Origin of the sequence: Nocardia vinacea, from assembly GCF_035920345.1 — a bacterium.
In the GTDB taxonomy this organism is placed as follows: domain Bacteria; phylum Actinomycetota; class Actinomycetes; order Mycobacteriales; family Mycobacteriaceae; genus Nocardia; species Nocardia vinacea_A.
On record NZ_CP109149.1, the window covers coordinates 20902 to 39704 of the forward strand.

Annotated in this window: 16 protein-coding genes, 1 tRNA gene and 1 pseudogene; 12 read left to right on the forward strand and 6 right to left on the reverse strand. The window is 64.9% G+C overall.

Annotated features, from left to right (window positions below; all coding sequences use genetic code 11):
- The first annotated feature begins 84 nt into the window (after positions 1-84).
- The 5 genes and pseudogenes from OIE68_RS00090 to der all read left to right on the forward strand — a co-directional run bounded on the left by OIE68_RS00090 (position 85) and on the right by der (position 6314).
- The gene (locus OIE68_RS00090) at positions 85-888 is read left to right on the forward strand and encodes a segregation and condensation protein A (protein ID WP_327101538.1); all 804 of its coding nucleotides are present in this window, start codon (positions 85-87) and stop codon (positions 886-888) included.
- Positions 889-1553: 665 nt separating this feature from the next.
- Positions 1554-2201, forward strand: coding sequence for an SMC-Scp complex subunit ScpB (gene scpB, locus OIE68_RS00095; protein WP_327101539.1), 648 nt, complete (start codon positions 1554-1556; stop codon positions 2199-2201).
- A gap of 1023 nt (positions 2202-3224) precedes the next feature.
- A pseudogene (locus OIE68_RS00100) lies at positions 3225-4082 on the forward strand (pseudouridine synthase); the annotation flags it as partial.
- Positions 4083-4114: 32 nt separating this feature from the next.
- Positions 4115-4825 carry a (d)CMP kinase gene (gene cmk, locus OIE68_RS00105; RefSeq protein WP_327097327.1) on the forward strand — a complete coding sequence of 237 codons (711 nt, stop codon included), beginning with the start codon at positions 4115-4117 and terminating at the stop codon, positions 4823-4825.
- Between the two features lie 73 nt (positions 4826-4898).
- Positions 4899-6314, forward strand: coding sequence for a ribosome biogenesis GTPase Der (gene der, locus OIE68_RS00110; protein ID WP_327097328.1), 1416 nt, complete (start codon positions 4899-4901; stop codon positions 6312-6314).
- A gap of 67 nt (positions 6315-6381) precedes the next feature.
- On the opposite strand, the gene OIE68_RS00115 is transcribed toward der, so the two are convergent.
- Entirely contained in the window at positions 6382-7206 is an 825-nt protein-coding gene (locus OIE68_RS00115; protein ID WP_327097329.1) for an SDR family oxidoreductase, read from the reverse strand.
- Between the two features lie 84 nt (positions 7207-7290).
- On the opposite strand from OIE68_RS00115, the gene OIE68_RS00120 reads away from it, so the two are divergent.
- The 3 genes from OIE68_RS00120 (at position 7291) to OIE68_RS00130 (ending at position 9632) form a co-directional block, all read left to right on the forward strand.
- Positions 7291-8241, forward strand: a complete 951-nt coding sequence (locus tag OIE68_RS00120) for an Lrp/AsnC family transcriptional regulator (protein ID WP_327097330.1) — start codon at positions 7291-7293, stop codon at positions 8239-8241.
- Between the two features lie 78 nt (positions 8242-8319).
- Positions 8320-8613 (forward strand): metalloregulator ArsR/SmtB family transcription factor, encoded by a 294-nt coding sequence (locus OIE68_RS00125; protein ID WP_327097331.1) that lies wholly within the window; start codon positions 8320-8322, stop codon positions 8611-8613.
- A gap of 17 nt (positions 8614-8630) precedes the next feature.
- Positions 8631-9632, forward strand: a complete 1002-nt coding sequence (locus tag OIE68_RS00130; RefSeq protein WP_327097332.1) for an LLM class flavin-dependent oxidoreductase — start codon at positions 8631-8633, stop codon at positions 9630-9632.
- Here the strand turns inward: OIE68_RS00130 and OIE68_RS00135 are convergent.
- Positions 9629-10156: a hypothetical protein gene (locus OIE68_RS00135; RefSeq protein WP_327097333.1), complete on the reverse strand. Its 528-nt coding sequence runs from the start codon at positions 10154-10156 to the stop codon at positions 9629-9631. The genes OIE68_RS00130 and OIE68_RS00135 overlap by 4 nt on opposite strands.
- Positions 10157-10280: 124 nt before the next feature.
- Here OIE68_RS00135 and OIE68_RS00140 point away from each other — a divergent pair, with 124 nt between their 5' ends.
- Together OIE68_RS00140 and OIE68_RS00145 are read left to right on the forward strand one after the other, a co-directional pair.
- On the forward strand, positions 10281-11033 hold the full coding sequence (locus OIE68_RS00140) for an acyl-[acyl-carrier-protein] thioesterase (protein WP_327097334.1): 753 nt from the start codon (positions 10281-10283) through the stop codon (positions 11031-11033).
- A gap of 93 nt (positions 11034-11126) precedes the next feature.
- A tRNA-Pro gene (locus OIE68_RS00145) sits at positions 11127-11200 on the forward strand.
- A gap of 85 nt (positions 11201-11285) precedes the next feature.
- Here OIE68_RS00145 and OIE68_RS00150 read toward each other — a convergent pair.
- The 3 genes from OIE68_RS00150 to OIE68_RS00160 all read right to left on the reverse strand — a co-directional run bounded on the left by OIE68_RS00150 (position 11286) and on the right by OIE68_RS00160 (position 14483).
- Entirely contained in the window at positions 11286-12551 is a 1266-nt protein-coding gene (locus tag OIE68_RS00150) for a hypothetical protein (RefSeq protein ID WP_327097335.1), read from the reverse strand.
- 334 nt (positions 12552-12885) lie between these two features.
- Positions 12886-13071, reverse strand: a complete 186-nt coding sequence (locus OIE68_RS00155; protein ID WP_327097336.1) for a helix-turn-helix domain-containing protein — start codon at positions 13069-13071, stop codon at positions 12886-12888.
- A gap of 860 nt (positions 13072-13931) precedes the next feature.
- The gene (locus tag OIE68_RS00160) at positions 13932-14483 is read right to left on the reverse strand and encodes a flavoprotein (RefSeq protein ID WP_327097337.1); all 552 of its coding nucleotides are present in this window, start codon (positions 14481-14483) and stop codon (positions 13932-13934) included.
- 1257 nt (positions 14484-15740) lie between these two features.
- On the opposite strand from OIE68_RS00160, the gene OIE68_RS00165 reads away from it, so the two are divergent.
- Positions 15741-16562 carry a hypothetical protein gene (locus OIE68_RS00165; protein ID WP_327097338.1) on the forward strand — a complete coding sequence of 274 codons (822 nt, stop codon included), beginning with the start codon at positions 15741-15743 and terminating at the stop codon, positions 16560-16562.
- Between the two features lie 5 nt (positions 16563-16567).
- On the opposite strand, the gene OIE68_RS00170 is transcribed toward OIE68_RS00165, so the two are convergent.
- Positions 16568-17812, reverse strand: coding sequence for a hypothetical protein (locus OIE68_RS00170; RefSeq protein ID WP_327097339.1), 1245 nt, complete (start codon positions 17810-17812; stop codon positions 16568-16570).
- Between the two features lie 190 nt (positions 17813-18002).
- On the opposite strand from OIE68_RS00170, the gene OIE68_RS00175 reads away from it, so the two are divergent.
- Positions 18003-18626 carry a hypothetical protein gene (locus OIE68_RS00175; protein WP_327097340.1) on the forward strand — a complete coding sequence of 208 codons (624 nt, stop codon included), beginning with the start codon at positions 18003-18005 and terminating at the stop codon, positions 18624-18626.
- Positions 18627-18803 lie beyond the last annotated feature (177 nt).

The following is an 18803-nucleotide window of genomic DNA, read 5'->3' on the forward strand; positions in this document are numbered from 1 at the left end:
GGGCGTGCCGCATCGGCTGCGGATGATCCGCCAGTTAGACCTGGCGGCGAGAGCGAGCCGACGGCCCAGACCTCTGGGTTCCAGCTGCGGCTGAGCAACTTCCAGGGGCCGTTCGATCTGCTGCTGAATCTGATCAGTTCGCGCAAGCTCGATGTCACCGAGGTCGCGTTGCATCAGGTGACCGACGAATTCATTGCCTACACAAAGGCTTTGACCGCCAACATCGGGCAGCAGGCGTTGCGTGCGGACAAGATCCTGGATCAGACCACCGAATTCCTCGTCGTCGCGGCGACATTGCTGGACCTCAAGGCGGCGCGACTGCTGCCGTCCGGTGAGGTGACCGACGTCGAGGATCTCGAACTGCTCGAGGCACGCGATCTGCTCTTCGCCCGGCTGCTGCAGTACCGCGCGTTCAAACAGGTTGCCGAACTGCTCGGGGAACTGGAGGCGGTCGCGTTGCGGCGGTACCCGCGCGCGGTCGGGCTGGAGGAGCGCTACGCCGACCTGCTGCCCGAGGTTAGGCTGGGAGTTGACGCAAACCAGTTCGCCGCGATCGCCGCGACGGCCTTCCGGCCTCGGCCGGCGCCGCGGGTTGGACTCGACCACCTGCACCAGCACGCCTTCTCGGTCGCCGAACAGGCCGCGCTCGTGCTCGAACAGCTCAAACTGCGCGGACCGGGCGGCTGGACGACCTTCGGCGAACTGGTCGCCGACTGTGATGTGCCGATCCAGATCGTCGCCCGCTTCCTGGCACTGCTCGAGCTGTACCGGGGCAAGACGATCGAGTTCGACCAGCCCGACCCGCTCGGCCCGCTCTCGATCAGCTGGACCGGCGACCCCAGGGACGAGACCGCCGACACCGTGACCATCGAGGAGGACTACGGGTGAGTGAGCGCACCGACGATGCGACACCGCTCGAGCACAACGGCATCGAGCACGACACCGGGGTGGTGGGCGAGCAGGTCGACGGCGGTGACCATGCAGTGCTCGCGCGGAGCGGCGATGCGTTGGGCGCGAGTGCGGCGGAATCGGACGACGAGGCGGCATCGTCGAGTGATGAGCGCATCGAAGACGCCGCGGATGCGAGCGTGCCAGGATCCGACGGCAATACGGCGATCTCGGGCGGTGACGATTCCGGGGATGCGGCGATCTCGGGCGACCCGGGAACGGCGGATGTAAGCAGCCGAATTGTCGACCCGGATTCCTCGAGTGCGGTCGAGCCGATCCGCAGCGAGCAGGCATCGGGCGGAGTCGAAGGCATCGCAGGGCGCACTGATACGACGCCGACGAGCGGTGGGGGCGAGGAGCCCGCAACTTCGGCAGCGGCGACGGAGGCGGTGAGCAGTTCAATCGTCGACGCGGATTCCTCGGGCACGGCCGAGTCGAGCATCAGCGGGCAGGCATCGCCGAATACTGAGGGTGGCGGAGGCCTTGCGCGACCCAGCGACACGCGGCGGGGAAGTGGTAGCGGCGAGGCGGCCGCAGCTGCCGCGACGAAGACCGCACGTGCGACGAAGAACAAAAAAGATGCCGACGCCGGTTCCGATGACGAAGTGGCGGAGTTCACGCCCGAACCGCTGGATGACGATGAATTCCGGTCGGCGTTGGAGGCGATGCTGCTCATTGTGGACGCTCCAGCCCCGGTAGAACTGCTGGCCGACGCGTTGCAGGACAAACCGGCGCGGGTGGAGCGGACGCTGCACGAAATGGCGGCGGAACTGTCCGCGCGGGCCAGTGGCATCGATCTGCGTTTCGTGGGTGACGGGTGGCGCTTCTATACTCGCAGCGAGTACGCGCCGTATGTGGAACGGATGCTGCTCGACGGCGCCCGGTCGAAATTGACCAGGGCCGCTTTGGAAACATTGGCGGTGGTGGCATACCGCCAACCGGTGACCCGGACCAGGGTCAGCGCGGTGCGCGGCGTGAACGTCGACGGTGTGATGCGAACCCTGCTGGCTCGCGGATTGATCGCCGAGGCCGGGGTCGACCCGGAAACGAACGGCACGCAGTACTGCACGACCGAACTGTTCCTGGAGCGGATCGGACTCGCATCGCTGTCCGATCTGCCGCCACTGGCGCCCCTACTGCCGGGCGTCGACCTGATCGACGAGATCAACGAGAGCCTGGACACGGACCCCCGTTACACCAGGTTGAAGAAATCCGCCGAGACCGATTTGGATCTCGGTACCGAAGAAGACTGACAGGACAACATGAATACGCCCGCTCGCCGAGATGGCACACCGGATCGTAGGACCAGAAGCGACCAGCCCACGAGGGGCGGCGCAGGCCGAAACGCACGCGATATGCGTTCGGCGCAACGGGGAAGTACGCAACGCGGGGGCGGTTCCGAGCGCGGCTCCTCGCAAGGGGGCTATCGGGGGAGTTCAGAAGGCGGCGATCGTGGGTACCGCGGTTCGTCGCAGGGCGATCAGCGTGGCTCCTCGCGTGGCGGCTACCGCGGCACTTCGCAGGGTGACAGTGGCTATCGCGGTTCCGCCGAGCGCGGTTCTGATCGCCGTGGTTCGTCGCAGGGCGGCGGCTTTCGTGGTTCGTCGCAGGGTGATAGTGGCTATCGCGGTTCCGCCGAGCGCGGTTCTGATCGCCGTGGTTCGTCGCAGGGCGGCGGCTTTCGTGGTTCGTCGCAGGGTGATAGTGGCTATCGCGGTTCCGCCGAGCGCGGTTCTGATCGCCGTGGTTCGTCGCAGGGCGGCGGCTTTCGTGGTTCGTCGCAGGGTGATAGTGGCTATCGCGGTTCCGCCGAGCGCGGTTCTGATCGCCGTGGTTCGTCGCAGGGCGGCGGCTTTCGTGGTTCGTCGCAGGGGGATAGTGGCTATCGCGGTTCCGCCGAGCGCGGTTCTGATCGCCGTGGTTCGTCGCAGGGCGGCGGCTTTCGTGGTTCGTCGCAGGGGGATAGTGGCTATCGCGGTTCCGCCGAGCGCGGTTCTGATCGCCGTGGCTCCTCGCAGGGCGGCGGTTATCGCGGTTCTGCCCAGGGCGACAGCGGTTATCGCGGTTCCTCGCAGGGCGGCTCGGGTTACCGTGGTTCGTCGCAGGGCGGCTCCGATCATCGTGGTTCGCGCGGCGAGGGCTATCGCGCTGGCGCACAAGGCGGTTCGGCCCCGCGTACCGCCGGTTCGCGCGGCTACGCGGCGGGAGGTGCTGCGCAGCAAGGCAATCCGTCGCGCCGCACAACGTCGGCCGCGCTGTCCGCGCCCGTCGGCAAGAAGCCGAAGAATCCGAAGCCGCAGAAGAAGGTCGTCTCCGCCCCGCTGCTGAGCAACGCCAAGCCCGCCAAGAAACAGCACGTCGATCAGCCCGCCGAGGGTGGCCACGAGAAGTTGCCGTGGGGCGAGGGCGAGCGGCTGCAGAAGGTTCTCGCCAAGGCCGGTGTGGCATCGCGCCGCGCCGCCGAGGAGATGATCGCCCAGGGGCGGGTCGAGGTCGATGGCGCGATCGTCACCGAGCAGGGCCTGCGCATCGATCCGCAGCACGCGGTGGTCCGCGTCGACGGCACTCGCGTGATGGTGCGCGAGGAACTCGTCCACATCGCGCTGAACAAGCCGAAGGGTTGGCAGTCCACCATGTCCGACGATCTCGGCCGACCCTGCGTCGGCGATATCGTCGCCGAGCGCATCGCGGCCGGTCAGCGCCTGTTCCACGTCGGCAGGTTGGACGCCGATACCGAGGGGCTGCTGCTGCTCACCAATGACGGCGACCTCGCGCACCGGCTCATGCACCCGTCGTTCCAGGTCCCGAAGACCTATCTGGCGACGGTGAACGGTGAGGTCCACAAGTCGGTCGGCAAGCGCCTGCGCGACGGTGTCGAACTCGAAGACGGTCCAGCCAAGGTCGACGGGTTCCAGGTGCTCGAGTTGGGCGAGGGACGTTCGCTGGTCAAGATCGTGTTGCACGAAGGGCGCAAGCACATCGTGCGCCGGCTGCTCGACGCGGTCGGTCATCCGGTGACGCGGTTGGTGCGCACCAATATCGGTCCGGTCGCGCTGGGCGACCAACGGCCCGGCACGCTGCGCGTGATCGGCCGCGATGAAGTCGGCAAACTTTACGAGGCGGTGTCGTTGTGAACGGTGTAGAGATTCCCGTGGAGGTCCCTGCGATGGTTGAAGGCACCACGCCGCTGGTCGTTGCCATGGACGGGCCTTCGGGCACGGGCAAGTCCAGTGTGTCGCGGCGACTGGCCACCCGGCTCGACGCCAGCTACCTCGACACCGGTGCGATGTATCGCGTTGCGACGCTGCGGGTGCTGCGCGCCGGTGTCGAGTTGACCGATTCGGCAGCGATCGGTGCTGCGGTGAAGGAACTGCCGCTGACCATCGGTACCGATCCCAGCCGTGAGCTGATCCTGCTCGACGGTGAGGACGTCTCCTCCGAGATCCGCGGCAATGCCGTCACCAGGGCGGTGTCCGCGGTGTCCGCCGTGGCCGAGGTGCGCGAGCTGCTCGTCGCGCTGCAGCGTGAAATCGCTTCCGCCGCACAGCGAATCGTGGTCGAGGGGCGCGATATCGGTACCGTCGTGCTGCCGGATGCCGACGCCAAGATCTATCTCACCGCCTCCGCCGAGGCCCGCGCGCAGCGGCGCAACCAGCAGAACATCGCCGAAGGCCGCGGCGACGACTACGAGGGCGTACTCGCCGACGTGCAGCGTCGCGACACCCTCGACTCCACTCGCACGGTGTCCCCACTGCGTCCGGCCGATGATGCGGTGCAGGTCGACACCAGCGAACTGAATATGGATGAGGTCATCGACGAGCTGTATCGCGTTGTGGTGCGGCAGGTTTCGATCGGCCGGACAGGCAGGACAGCGTGAGCGAGCGTAGCGAGCGAACCGAAGACGCAGCAGTGTCACTCTTGACGGAGCCGAGCGCAGGCGAGGCACAGTCATGAGTGAAGACGTTCTCGCGGGGGATGGCGTCTGGAGCGACGAATCCGATTGGGAGGTGGCCGATCTCGATAGTGAGTTCGGCGAGGACGAACACCTCGCGATGCCGACTGTGGCGGTCGTCGGCCGCCCGAATGTCGGCAAATCGACCCTGGTGAACCGCATCCTCGGCCGTCGAGAAGCCGTCGTCGAGGACATTCCGGGCGTGACCCGCGACCGCATTTCCTATGAGGCGAACTGGGCGGGGCGCCGTTTCCTGGTGCAGGACACCGGTGGCTGGGAGCCCGATGCCAAGGGGCTGCAGCAGTCGGTCGCCCGCCAGGCCGAACTGGCCATGGAGACCGCCGACGCGATCCTGCTGGTGGTCGACGCTGTGGTCGGTGCGACGGCCACCGATGAGGCCGCGGTGAAGAAGCTGCGCCGCTCCAAGATTCCGGTGATCCTGGTCGCCAATAAGGTCGACGACGAACGCGTCGAGGCCGAGGCAGCCGCGCTGTGGTCGCTCGGTCTCGGTGAGCCGCGCATGGTCAGCGCCGCGCACGGCCGCGGCACCGGTGACCTGCTCGACGATGTCCTGGAAGTCCTCCCGGAAACCCCGCGTGAGGGCACCGGCGGCGCCGGCCCGCGCCGGGTCTCGCTGGTCGGCAAGCCCAACGTCGGCAAGTCCAGCCTGCTCAACAAGCTCTCCGGTGATGAGCGTTCGGTCGTGCACGATGTCGCGGGCACGACCGTCGACCCGGTCGATTCGCTGGTCGAATTGGGCGGCAAGATCTGGAAATTCGTCGATACCGCGGGTCTGCGTCGCAAGGTCTCCCATGCCAGTGGCATGGAGTTCTACGCGTCGCTGCGCACCAAGGCGGCGTTGGATGCCTCGGAGGTCGCGATCATGCTGATCGACGCCTCCGAGCCGATCACCGAACAGGACCTGCGGGTGATCAGCATGGTCGCCGACTCCGGTCGCGCGCTCGTGCTGGCCTTCAACAAGTGGGATCTGGTCGACGAAGACCGTCGCCTGCAGCTCGACAAGGAAATCGACCGCGATATGGTCCGGGTGCCATGGGCACAGCGCGTCAATATCTCCGCGCATACCGGTCGCGCCGTCCAAAAGCTCGTTCCCGCAATGGAAACCGCGCTGGAATCCTGGGATAAGCGCATCCCCACCGGTCGGCTGAACAACTGGCTCAAGGAAGTCATCGCGGCGACGCCGCCGCCGATGCGCGGTGGCCGGTTGCCGCGCGTTCTGTTCGCCACCCAGGCCACCACCCGGCCGCCGACCTTCGTGCTCTTCGCGACGGGGTTCTTGGAGGCGGGCTACCGCCGGTTCCTGGAGCGTCGTCTGCGTGAAGAGTTCGGCTTCGATGGTTCTCCGGTTCGTATTTCGGTGCGTGTGCGTGAGAAGCGGGAACGCAGGAAGTAGGGCCCTACGGAACGGACGTCGTTGCCGAGCAACGGCGTCCGTTCCCATGTGCCTGCCGGATACTCCATCAGCGGAAGTCGGCGAGGTGGTCGGATACCCACTCGGCGAGAGAACGTGCGGGGCGACCGGTGATGTCGGCGACGGTCGAGGTGATTTCGGGGCGGGGCGCGGCCAGCATCTCGGTGTAGCCGTCGAGGAGGGCGTCGACGAACGAGTCGGGGAAGGTGTCGTCGTCGAGTAGGCGCCGTCTGGCTTGGTCGAGGGTGAGTTCGGCCCAGCGCAAGGGACGCGCGAGTACTTCGCCGATGATCCGGACCTGCTCCGCCTGGGTGAGTACCTCCGGTCCGGTCAGCGCGTAAGTGGCTCCGGCATGGGCGTTTTCGGTGAGTGTCCGGGCCGCGACGGCTGCGATATCGGTCTCGTGGATCAGGCTCATCGGCAGGTCGCCGTGGCTGCCGTGCACGATATCGCCGGTTCGGATCTCATCGGCCCACCACAGGGTGTTGACGGCGAAGGTGCTCGGGCAGAGCACCACCGATTCGATTCCGCAGCCGTGCACTAGGTTCTCCTGATCGTCGAAGCTGAGGTCCGGGATGCCGCCGGTGCCGAGAAATACGATGCGCCGGGCGCGCTCGGCGATGAGATCGACTGCCTTGGGCAGTTGTGCGCCGGTGTGCAGTGCCCACAGCAGGAAGACCGCGTCGATGTCGTCGAGGCAGGCGAGGAGCGTTTCGGGTTCGGACAGTTCGACGCGCACGACCTGCACATCGGGCGGGAAATCAGCGGCCGCTGGGTTGCGGGTGCCCGCGCGCACAGTGTGACCCGCGGCGCGCAGTTGGGGGACGAGCTGGCTGCCGATGTTTCCGGTAGCGGCGAGGACGAGGATGTGCATGCCTCGATCCTGACGCTATGGGAGCGAAATCAACCAGAGTAAGGTCTGATATCGCTGGAAACCGTCAGATTTGGAGGGCTATTGATGGATACCATCGAGAAGGGGATCATTCATGCGCTGCGGATCGACGGCAGGGCACCTTTTCGAACCATCGCCGAAGTCCTCGACGTCTCCGAGAACACCGTGGCACGTCGGTATCGTCAGCTGCGAAATACGCATGGGCTCAGGGTGATCGGACTGGTGAACGGTCAGCGGCTCGGTTACGTCCAATGGACGATCCGGTTGCGCTGCACTCCCGACGCCGCCGTTTCCGTCGCGAAAGCCCTTGCGGCACGCGACGATACGTCCTTTGTGTATCTCCTCTCCGCTGGCACCGAGGTTTCCTGCACGGTGCAGACCCGCAGTATCGAAGAGCAGGAAGCTATACTGCTGCACAAACTTCCACGCACCAGCCGAATCGTCGCCATGTCCGCGCACTTGCTGCTGCGCGGATTTGTGCTGCCCGACGGCTGGCAAGGTTCAGCCGCGCTGACTCCCGACCAGGTCGACCATCTGAGGGTCACCCCCGTCGACCCCGAAGACGGACCCTTTCATCTCGACGAAGGCGATAGGTCCCTGCTGCGCGTCCTCAACCACGACGGCCGCACCTCCTACTCCGACCTCGCCACCGCCACCCAGTGGTCCGAATCCAAGGTTCGCCGTCGGATGGAAGCCATACGCCGCAACGGAATCCTGCACTTCCAGCTCGACATCCCGTCCACTGCAATGGGATTCGGCACCGAGGCCCGACTCTGGATCGCCGCACAACCTGCTGCCGCTGTCACCGTCGGCGAGGCGCTGGCCCGCCACCGCGAAGTCTCCTTCGCCGCTCTCACCACCGGCGCTACCAATCTGGTCGCGGCGGTCAACTGCCGCGACCCGCGAGATCTCGGTCGCTACCTCACCGAGCGCATCGCCGAACTTCCCGGCATCGCCACGCTCGAAACCGCTCCGATCATTCATACCGTCAAACGCGCAGGCTCCCTGCTCCTCTGACGTGGGCTGCGTCACGATGCCGAGTCGTGTCATCCGGCGTAAGTTCGTTAATTAGCGAAATACCGAAGGGAGGTGGATGTGCTCGACGAGTGCAAGGCATTGGCGAACGAGACCCGCTTGCGCATCCTGGCGTGGCTCAAGGATCCGGACGCGAACTTCCCGGTGCGGGGCAATGACACCGCCGAGTTAGGGGTGTGCGTCGGTCTCATCCAGCAGAAGGCGGGGACCTCGGCCTCGACCATTTCGGCACACCTCGCGATCCTGCAGCGCGCCGGATTCCTCAGTGCCACCCGACGCGGCCAGTGGACCTATTACCGCCGCGACGAAGCCCGCATCCGGGCCTTCACCGAAGAACTCGACCGCGTTCTCTGAGCTACGAAGGAAGTTTTATGCCCACCGCACTGTCGATCCTCGACTTGGCATCGGTCGCGCCCGGTAGCACCGCACGCGACAGCTTCGAAAATAGCGTCGCGCTGGCCAGGGCCGCCGAACGCAGCGGCTACCGACGCGTCTGGTACGCCGAACACCACAACATGCGCTCGATCGCGTCCAGCGCCACCAGTGTGCTCATCGGTCACGTCGCGGCGCAGACCGAGACCATTCGACTCGGTGCGGGCGGCATCATGCTGCCCAATCACTCGCCACTGGTGATCGCGGAGCAGTTCGGCACCCTGGAGACGCTGTTCCCCGGACGGATCGACCTCGGACTCGGCCGCGCACCCGGCAGTGACCAGAAGACCATGTTCGCGCTGCGCCGCAATCCTTCCTCGGCGGACTCCTTTCCGCAGGATGTGCTGGAGCTGCAGGGCTATCTATCGGGCAACTCACGGGTGCCCGGTGTGCAAGCCGTGCCGCGAGCGGAAGGCATTGTGCCGCTTTATATTCTGGGGTCGTCACTATTCGGTGCGCAGCTCGCCGCTCAGCTCGGCCTGCCGTATGCTTTCGCATCCCACTTCGCGCCGGACGCGCTGCACCAGGCGGTCGCTGTCTACCGCGACAGTTTCCGGCCGTCGGAGCAACTCGCCGAGCCGTATGTGATGGCCGGTGTCAATGTGTTCGCGGCCGAAGACCACGATGCGGCGGTGACGCAGAAGACGATCTCCTACCGTGCTCGCGCCCGAGCCATGATTCGGCGTGGCGCGGCGGGCGCGGACTTCACCGACGAGGAGATCGATGCGTTCCTCGCCTCGCCGAACGGCAGCCAGCTCAGCGCGATGACTCGGTACACCGCCATCGGCACACCCGCCGAAGTCCGTTCGTACCTGGCGGATTTCGCGGGCTCCATCGCTGCGGACGAACTCATCGTCGCCCACCACGCCACCGAAATCGATGACCGACTCCGGTCCGTCGAACTCACCGGCGGTCTCATCACCGAGCCGGTCGCTCGCTAACTCAATGAGCCGCCCACGATCAGATTCGCGATGATGGTGCCGTCGGCATCCTTATTGCCGTAGACGACGACCGCGGCACCGACCGTCACATCCGACACGCTACGGCCGGTGAGGACAAGTACCTGGGTATCGGTGTTGACATGAACGTTCGTCCTGGCACCCGATATCCCTTGCACCGCAAGCGTTTTGCCGTCGTTGGCAGTGACTTTGCCGATGGTCAGCCCGCGTTTGACCTGGACCGCATTCGCCGAGCCGGCGGTGGCCGCCGCTGATGCGCCGGTTGCCGAATCTCGAGCCGGTGCCGAACCGATGGACGCGACGAAGAGGTAGACCACCAACGACAGCAGGACCGCGAAGCTGGTTCCGATGAGCATGCCGAGGTCGGGATAGTGCTGCCCTCGCTTCGACGGAAGTGTGATAGCGGTGAGAATCACCGGGTCGATGGCCAGCTCCGCGCCGCCGCTGGACTCCTTGCTCGGGAGGCCCTTGGGCTGGTTCGACCACGGCGTGGCCGGGGGACTCATAGCTTCAACGTTATTTAACCGAGTGCGAATACCTATCACCATTGGCGGGAGCACCTTGCCGCAGTTGACACGCTGAGCGGGTCGGGGTGCTGCTGAAGGGGCGAGACCTGGCATTATCCGTTGCATGGTCATTCCCAGCGTGCTGCCGGAACGCCCTACCGTCGGATCCCCGTTCGAGACCGGCTGGCCGGTCCGCCTCGCCGACACGGACCGGGACCAGCGTCTGCGCCTCGACGCCATCGCCCGCTACCTGCAGGACATCGGCTTCGAACACCTCGAAGCCGTCGAGGACGGTGACATCCACCGCGGCTGGGTGGTCCGCCGGACCGTCATCGACGTCCTCAAGCCCATCGAATTCAGCGAGCACGTCACCTTGCGCCGCTGGTGTTCGGCCCTGTCGAACCGCTGGTGCAATATGCGCGTGCAGATCTGCGGCAGCAAGGGCGGTCTGGTCGAAACCGAAGGATTCCTCATCCATTTCGGCACCGAATCCGGCGTCCCCGCCCGCATGAGCGACCGCTTCATGGCACCCATGCTCGCCAGCACCACCGAACACCGGCTGCGCTGGAAAGCCGCACTCACCGACCCCCCACCCACCGGCCCCGACATCCAGGAATTACCCTTCCCCTTGCGCGTCGCCGATATCGACTGGCTCGACCACGTCAACAACGCGGTCTACCTCAGCGCCTTGGAAGAACTCCTCGCCGCCCACACCGACCTCACCTCGGGCCCCCACCGCGCAGTCATCGAATACACCAAACCGCTGACAGCAGGCGAGCAGGTCCGCGTAATCGGCCGCCGCGCCGGCAGCACCCTCGACGCCTGGTTCGCCGTAGCCGACGACACCCGAGCCGCCGCCCGCATCACCCCACGCTGACTCCCGCCCCACCCGCCACACCAACAACCAGGCGATTCGGCGTCTGGGCACCCCCTGAGGTAATCTTTCCGAGCGCCCGAACACCAGGCGCAACGGGCTGTGGCGCAGCTTGGTAGCGCACCTGACTGGGGGTCAGGTGGTCGCAGGTTCAAATCCTGTCAGCCCGACAAAGAAACCCCTTCCGACCAGCATCGGAAGGGGTTTTCTTGTTCCACGACACGCCGTGGAATTCGAACCGAGCCAGTCAAAATCTCATACTTTCGGCTCGTGTCCGCGTGCCCAGGCATCGAGCACGGCCCTGTTGTCGGGCACGGTCTCGGGCACGTCGATGTAGTGGGTCTTGGCGACCTCACGGGTGTTGCCCAACTGGCGGGCCGCGCGTTCGGGATCTCCGGAAGCGTGATCGACCGCGGTGGCCACGCCTTTGCGGAAGGTACGAGGGGTCACCCAGGCGAATTCGCTCCCGCGTGCGGCGCGCCACATGCGGCCGAAGTTGTTGGGGTTGCGTACCGACCCGTTGCGTGCGGGAAACAACAGCCGGTCAGGGTTGGGGCAATCGGTGACCTCGAGGTCCTTGATCGCCTCGCGCACGGCTTCGACGGTGTGCTCGGGCAACAGGATCCGCCGCCACCCGTTGTCGGACTTCGGTGCGGGTTTACGCACCCAGCCGCCCGCACCGGCACCCTTGACCTCCACTAGGGTGCCAGTGACATCGAGATAGGGGTCGCTGGCATCGAGGTCTATGTCATCGAGCAATAGCGCGAACACCTCGTGCGGGCGCATCCCGGTTCCGGTGATCACATCCACCACCCAGACCACCGTCCAATCCCGCGCCGGTCCGCGTGTATAGGCGGGTGTGCCGGGGATGGCCTCACCGCGTGCCCATGCCCGTACCTGGGCTCGGAACTGCGGCAGCGCGGTGTGGTCTTGTACCTTGCCTCGGGCCGGGTTCCGACGGCGCACGAAGGCGCCGACCCCATCCACAGGGTTTGTCTCCAGTGCGCCGTGACGGACTGCGATCTGCATCATTGCCCGCAGAATGATCTTGTGCTGCTTGGCCTTCCTTCGCAGCCCGAGCGCGACCAGCCGTTTGAGGTGCCGGTCGATCTCCCCGGAAGTGGCCTGCCATACCTGCAGGTTCCCGACCGAGTTCTCGATCTTGATCGTCGCCCGGTTGGCGCGACGATCCTTGGACACATAGACCTCGCGTCGATAATCCTCGATGTTGCCCTCGGTATAGGCGTCGTCGTTACTCAACTCGAGCAGTAGTTCCGCGGCCAGGTCGATCAGCTTGGTTGTTCGGGTGATCCGCCCGTAGCCGATCTGTTCCCGATGATCTCGCATCGCCTCGGCCAGGCGATTGCGTGCTTCGTCGGAACTTTCTCCGACGCGTTCGAGCTGCACCCGACCGGCGGCGCCGTAGAAGTACACCGTGGTGCGCCAGCGTCCGTTCTTCTGCTTCTTCGGCTTCGTTGGTGTGCCGAAGGTTCCTACGGGCTTGGGGAGTCTGCCGCCCAATTCTGCTTTCCTCCTTCGGTACTCGGTATGTGGATTCTTGGGGTGCTGCGCGATGTCGAGCCGTGGACCTAGGCGGCCCTGGCAGGTGCTCGGTGGGGCGCGTGAGATGGCTTCGTCGGACGGGTTGATTCGGCCGAGGTGGGTAGCGATGCCCAGCGGTGACGAGTCTCGAAGGTCAGCAGCCCGGTTTCAAGATCAGAAAGTTTGCTAACTAGTAGCTGTGAATCGAAAGCGCTCTGCTGGGTTGCTTGGATTCGGTGACGACTCCCTCAGTCACGACGGACATTCGAGCGAGGACGGCCTTGTGCCGGGTGCGCAGAAACATCGCAGCCGGTCACGTCTTGTCCAGTTGTTCTTGCTCCCAGGCGAGCAGATCGCTCAGTCGATAGCGCCGGTACCGTCCCATTCGTGCGAATCGAGGACCGCGTCCAGCGCTCGCCCAGGCGGCGAGAGTCTTCTTCGGAATCTTCAGCCGTTCGGCGACATCGTCGGTGCTGAGCCAGACCACGTCACCGCTCATCGAGGTCTCCATGCGAAATCACCGCACTGCACTGGCTGTTGATGTGTTCGTCGCCGAGGACGCGGTGAGCCGAACGCGATTGTGCTACGGGCTGATTCGCTTCTTGTCGGTGCGGAGGTGGCCCGGAAGACTCCACCCGGAGTCGGTGCGCAGCTGTGCGCGCACCGACGAAACTGACTCGCAGTCCATGGCCAGTGACCGAAGTGATGCCGAGCGGTCGACGGGGCCAACTGACAGCGCTATGCCCTCGCTTGGAATCCCGTGCCCCAAACACAGACAGCGCTGTTGTGTTTGGTGGTATGGCCGCGCTGGAAGAATCAAGGGGGAGTGGATACATGGGTTACTCATTCCTCACCCGATCCGCGATTCATCCCCAATCTCCATGAAACCCCAGATCCCACATTTTCGCCACCGATCTTGTATCGGCGGACGGTTTTCACGTGCGCGCCAGCCTTCACATTCGGTCGACAACTCGGGGAGCGTGAGGTTGCCCGTCGACTGGAGTTGGCGCTCGATGTGACCAGAGACGATCGCCGAACGAAGCTATCGGTTGTCGGGGCCGAGCGTCACAGTGAGCTCGAAGACGCTGTCGCATCCGGTCGGCAAAATTCTTCGTGCGCTGAAAGTTCGAGTGCCACAGTCACATCGAGGTGAGGACACTTGTCTGTGTCCAGGAAACCTTGAAGGACAAGGTAAGTGCCCCGACTGCGGGCGACTTGGCGCGCTGGCGCTGGACCACCCTCTGTATTCGTTCGGCGCCGTGCGGATGGTGGCGACCAATCCGCTTTTGCGTCATCGTTACGGCGATAACAGCCTGAAGCCCTGTGTCCGGGGGATTGGAGACGGCGGGCCCTATCCGGCTAGCTCGTGAGTGAGTTCCTCGGATGATCCAGCAGAGCCTGCCGGGCTGGTTCCCATGGGAAGAGCGGGATCTGGCTAACGCCGTTCCCTGGCTCGTGGGGCTGCTTGGTCACCATGGTTACGCCCCATCCGGACAACTTCCCGATCGCGTCCTGGATTGTGGGAAAGCCGAGGTGAGCGCGATTGGAGAACGGCACAGCAACGACGGGCAGACCCTTGCCGACAGCCTCTACGAGCAGGCCGAGTACGAGGGTGTCGGAAATTCCAGCCGCCCATTTGGCCAACGAATTGGCGGTAATCGGTGCCGCGATTATGGCATCAGCGGGTGGGAGCACGTCGGGCGTGCCGGGGTCTTTGTATTGGCTGCGCACGGTGTGTCCCGTCTTCGCGGCCAGGGCGTCGGCGTCGATGAATCGAAGCCCGTAGGGGGATGCGATGACGCATACATCCCACCCGTCGGCTTGGGCCAACTCGATTAGCGTGCCCACCTCGTGAGCGGCCGGCGATCCGGTGACGATGGCATACAGGACGGGCTTTCCCTCGTCGTTCATCGCTTCATCGTGTCAGCCTGCCCGCAATGGCGGCTGCGTGCTGGGTTGCTATGGCTGGAACGGCGCCGACGCGTTGAGCAAGGCGGCCCAGGTCGTCGGTTGTCAGGTCGCGGCGGGACCTACCCGTCATGTGCCCGACCAGCTCGCGGACGATGTTTATGCTTGGAACATGCTGCGGTGCAACATGTTCTGCGCGCAGTGGTGCATTCGGGGAATGCGGATAGTCGCGTTGTAGTGCGTGTGCCCGTCCGGCTTCGACAAGGTACTGCGCCGTGCGGCCAGCCGCCGGAAGCTTCTCCGGCCCTAGGGACAGCGCCAATTCGAGAACCTGGCCAGGTTCTCGCTGTTCCATCGCCGCGGACATGTGCCACATCTGGACGTTCGCGGGTCCGAATGTGGGATTGCGCAGGATTGATTTCCCCGGCTCGGCATCGGCGAGTCGGTCCGCTTGCTCGCCGGCCTCGTCCAAGTGTGGCCGAGGGTCGTCGCCAAATGCCGCAGGGACGAGCGAGGCCTGCCTGCGTGACGACGAGTCCGACACCGGCGAACAACCCAGGACTCCCAACAGCACCCCGTTGGCTCGCCCTCCGATTCCTGTCCGCGATGATGATGATCGCGCGCTTCCAATCGACACTCGAGCTCGCCGATCCGCCCGGTGTCGGCGCAGACGAGTGCGTTGGGTGTGGGCTGCGTCTTCGCGACATGATGAGCGGGAGACAGTACGCGTAGGTCTCCCTCCGGTTGCGTGCCGCCACACGCCTGAGATTGGACGGGCCCGCCATGACCAAATCCACGCCTCTCTGGGGGTTCATGTCGGGAGGGGGACACATGCGCTAACCACACGAATCGACCTGCGGAAACGTTGAAACGGGTGCGTCCTCGCCAGAGGTCGTTGATCTCCACCGCGAGACCAGTGGTGGATTGGTGGACTCTTCGCATGAATCATGGAGGTTACCAACGGTATTCAATCGAGGCCGACAGGTGCGTCTCGGCTTAGTGACAGACACTCACCTCCCACGTCATTAGGGGAAGTTGATCAAGATGACGGGTCGCCGTCGCCATCGTCGATCAGGATCCACCCAGTATTGGATAGTCCGAGAACTAGGGCGTGGCCAGCGAGCACCCGTGCCACCACCCGGATCGCATCCAGCGCAGTGCGATCGGCGCATAATGCCGTTTGGGCGCCGAGTCAACGCCATCTTCCGCTCCACGAGTTAATGTTTCGGGGAGGACTACAAGGTCGACGAGGGGGAGCCGGTGAAGTCATCACCAGTCACGTATCTGTACTGGTCGGATCGACGGATCCGCAATGTCGCGGGTGATTGCGGGATCAAGATCGAGCGCCGCGGGGACATGACCGTGAAGTCGCCTCGGGTCCCCGGTGTCCCGCAGGTGGAATGGAAACAGCGCGATCCCGCGCTATCGCGCGGCGCTATCTCGGAAAAGATCGAGCGGGGGGTGCGCGGAGACGTGCTCACCGATTTCCGGCCTCGGTCGATCGGCAGATTCGCCAAGGGGATCGGCTCGATATTCTTCAGCGAACTGACCCAGGGCCTCGAAGTGACGATGATCAGCGCGGGCACCGAAGCCCGTACGCCACAGGGGGAACCCGTCGCCATCTGCATGTTCGGCAGTTTCGAGAACCTCACCGAGGTGCTGACCGACGGCGAGGTCCCGCGCGTTGGATGGTCGTCATCCTCGCTGCGCCACGTAGTGAAGTTCATCGAAACCGAACTATTGGAACCGAACGAATGCTATGGAACCGATGCGGGACTGGCGTATTCGGCCGCGCAAATCGTGTTCGAGAACGGCGGCGACGACGGCTATCCCTGGCGTCGCAGCTTCACCTACGGCCACTTGCGCGACGTCGGCGAGTGGTTCATGGAGGTGTTTCTCGATATCTCGATAGCGCCCGATGAGGTTCCATCCCAATACAACTCGCTATCGCGCTTCCGCCGCATCATCGTCGGCGCACCGCTGTGGATTCGGACACCCAGCGCGAAGGCCCTGCGGGTCTACAACCGGTGCCAACTCGAGGAACTGGACGCCGAAGCGAGACGAACTCCCGGCCTATGGTGACGAATTCACTGCCGCGCCCACGCGATACGACGCATCGAGCGTTTTAGGCGGCCGACGAACCGCTGCAAAGCGTGCGGGGGCAGCCCTGATTCATCGTCCACGGACACGGTCTCCTCAGGGAGGTCTGTGCTGGGAATCGGGCGATGACGGGGTATACGCAACATCCGTGCACCCTCCTCGTGCACGAGATCGGAGGTGTAATCGCGCACGTGCCAGCGCCGGACCGGACCTCCGGCGAGCGTCTCCAACTCCTCGTGCGTACAGGGGCCGAGCCGGAATCCGGACAGTGCGTCAGGATCCGTGAAGCTGCTGATCCAGCACATATCACGCTCGCTACCGGACTCCCGCGAATACCCGAACTGACCGGCGGCGTCGTAGGTGGCCCAGATGATCCGATCGGACGCGATGTCGCCGAGCAGCTTGTGGCTCACTATCTTCGCCACCTCGTCGATCCCGTTGGTCAGGCTGGTCGAACGATTGTCGGTGAGGTCGCCGAGCACCACGAGGCGGGTCTCCACGGTTGGCGCGTAGACGCGCACGTGATAGCGGCCCGGTCCATGTGTCCGAGGCAACGCGTAGACGAGCACAGCCTGCTCGATCAGGGTCGGACCGTCGAAGGTGCCGGCGCAGACGGTCGCCGCCTCGTTGTGGATCTGCCCGACGAGGCCCTGAATATCCGCCGAGAGGCTCGCTACATCCTCCTCGAGGATCGTTCGCAATCGCTCGACCTTGTCCGCGAGCTGCTCTGCCACACCGGCACTCTCGTCCCGCGCGGTTTCGATCAACCGGCCGGTCGCCAGCCCGCGACCGAGTGCGGCGCCGCTGTCGGTGACGAGTTCGGCTGCCGCGGCGGCAAGCCGGGTGACCTCGCTGAACAGCTCGGCGGCGAACAACGGTTCGGCGAGCCCGCGGCCTTCCAAATGACGGTGGTATCGCGGCCTTTCGAGATAGGCCATCCTGGACGCCGAGTATCGAATGCCGCTGTCGTGTGTCCCGGTGAGAGCCTTGCCCACGCGGGCCGTCGCGTCCTCATCGAGCAGTTCCGTGAGCTCGAGCACGGGCAACTCGTGCAGAATTACCGGCTCCGAGCCATCGTTCGAATCCCAGGATGAACGGACATGCAGGTGCACCATCGCCACCTGAGCCGCGGTGTCCTGCACCTCGATCCAGCGGCGCAGCGCGCGCAACAGTCTGTCACTGTAGGTTTCCTCGGTCTCAACCATCAATAGCCCCGGGGTCGGTCTCGGCATCGAATACCATACTGTACGAGAAACTTTCGTATGCCTGCCGGTGCCGGCGGCGCTCGATCTCACGCAAGCCAGTTTGCCTAGGATTCCTCGATGAGCCCAGGCGGCCGGCGCATCTCGGATAGAGGGCCGCGCGCGTCCAGCTCCATGCCGATCTCTTCCAGGGGGATCAGCGTAGGTCTCCAGGTCAGAAGTGTACTGCCCTTCGACCATTCGGGCTTCTATCTGGCCTTCCACCCATTCCAGGGCGGCACCACCCTCAAGCCCAGCGAATCTCATCAACGTCCCCGGCTACTCGAATATCCTTGTAGGCAACAGCTGCCGTCCGTTCAAGCGCCAACCCTGGCCCCTGGATGCCGAGGCCGACTGGATCAGCGACCGGCAACCCGGTTGGCTGGCCCGGCTCGAACGCGAGCAACCCAACCTGCGCGATGCGCTCGAGTTCTGCCTGTCCGAGGACAGCACGGAGTCGGCCGAGGCAGGGCTGCGCACCGCCGCCGCGTTGGCCGCAGTGTTCTGGGGCTTTCGGGGTCTGTACGGCGAAGGCAGACGCTGGCTCGACCGCGCCCTCGCGCACCCGGGCGCGCGGTCGATACCAGACCGCGTCAGGGCGCTAAATGCCGGCATTACCGCAGCCGCGATGCAACGGGACTTCCAGGCAGCGACTGTCTTGCTCGAAGAAGGACGCGCACTAGCCGAACAGGATCGCACGCCCGTGAACCAGGAGCTGATCGCCGAACCCGCCGTTACAGCGACTTGGAGCTGCGACTTCTGCGGTGGCTCTTCGAATATGCGCCGGGTCGAAGCCGACCTCTGATACCCGACGGCATGACCTGGGCGGTAGGCGATCTCGTCATGGACGGGATGATTGAACTCCGAAAGGACGCATGGCTTTTGCCATCCGGGCGACGAGATGGTCCGAAACCAGGTCGGCTGCACGAGGAACTCCTCCAAGGACGTCCAGCCCGGTTCGTTTCTTTGGCTCCCAAGGGGC

Bases quoted from the DNA above. Each gene is read 5' to 3' on its own strand.
- OIE68_RS00170 (WP_327097339.1), bottom strand. From the start codon at position 17,812: ATGCCGAGACCGACCCCGGGGCTATTGATGGTTGAGACCGAGGAAACC.
- cmk (WP_327097327.1), top strand. From the start codon at position 4,115: ATGGTTGAAGGCACCACGCCGCTGGTCGTTGCCATGGACGGGCCTTCG.
- OIE68_RS00155 (WP_327097336.1), bottom strand. From the start codon at position 13,071: ATGAGCGGTGACGTGGTCTGGCTCAGCACCGACGATGTCGCCGAACGG.
- OIE68_RS00135 (WP_327097333.1), bottom strand. From the start codon at position 10,156: ATGAGTCCCCCGGCCACGCCGTGGTCGAACCAGCCCAAGGGCCTCCCG.
- OIE68_RS00130 (WP_327097332.1), top strand. From the start codon at position 8,631: ATGCCCACCGCACTGTCGATCCTCGACTTGGCATCGGTCGCGCCCGGT.
- OIE68_RS00115 (WP_327097329.1), bottom strand. From the start codon at position 7,206: ATGCACATCCTCGTCCTCGCCGCTACCGGAAACATCGGCAGCCAGCTC.
- OIE68_RS00140 (WP_327097334.1), top strand. From the start codon at position 10,281: ATGGTCATTCCCAGCGTGCTGCCGGAACGCCCTACCGTCGGATCCCCG.
- OIE68_RS00120 (WP_327097330.1), top strand. From the start codon at position 7,291: ATGGATACCATCGAGAAGGGGATCATTCATGCGCTGCGGATCGACGGC.
- OIE68_RS00160 (WP_327097337.1), bottom strand. From the start codon at position 14,483: ATGAACGACGAGGGAAAGCCCGTCCTGTATGCCATCGTCACCGGATCG.
- der (WP_327097328.1), top strand. From the start codon at position 4,899: ATGAGTGAAGACGTTCTCGCGGGGGATGGCGTCTGGAGCGACGAATCC.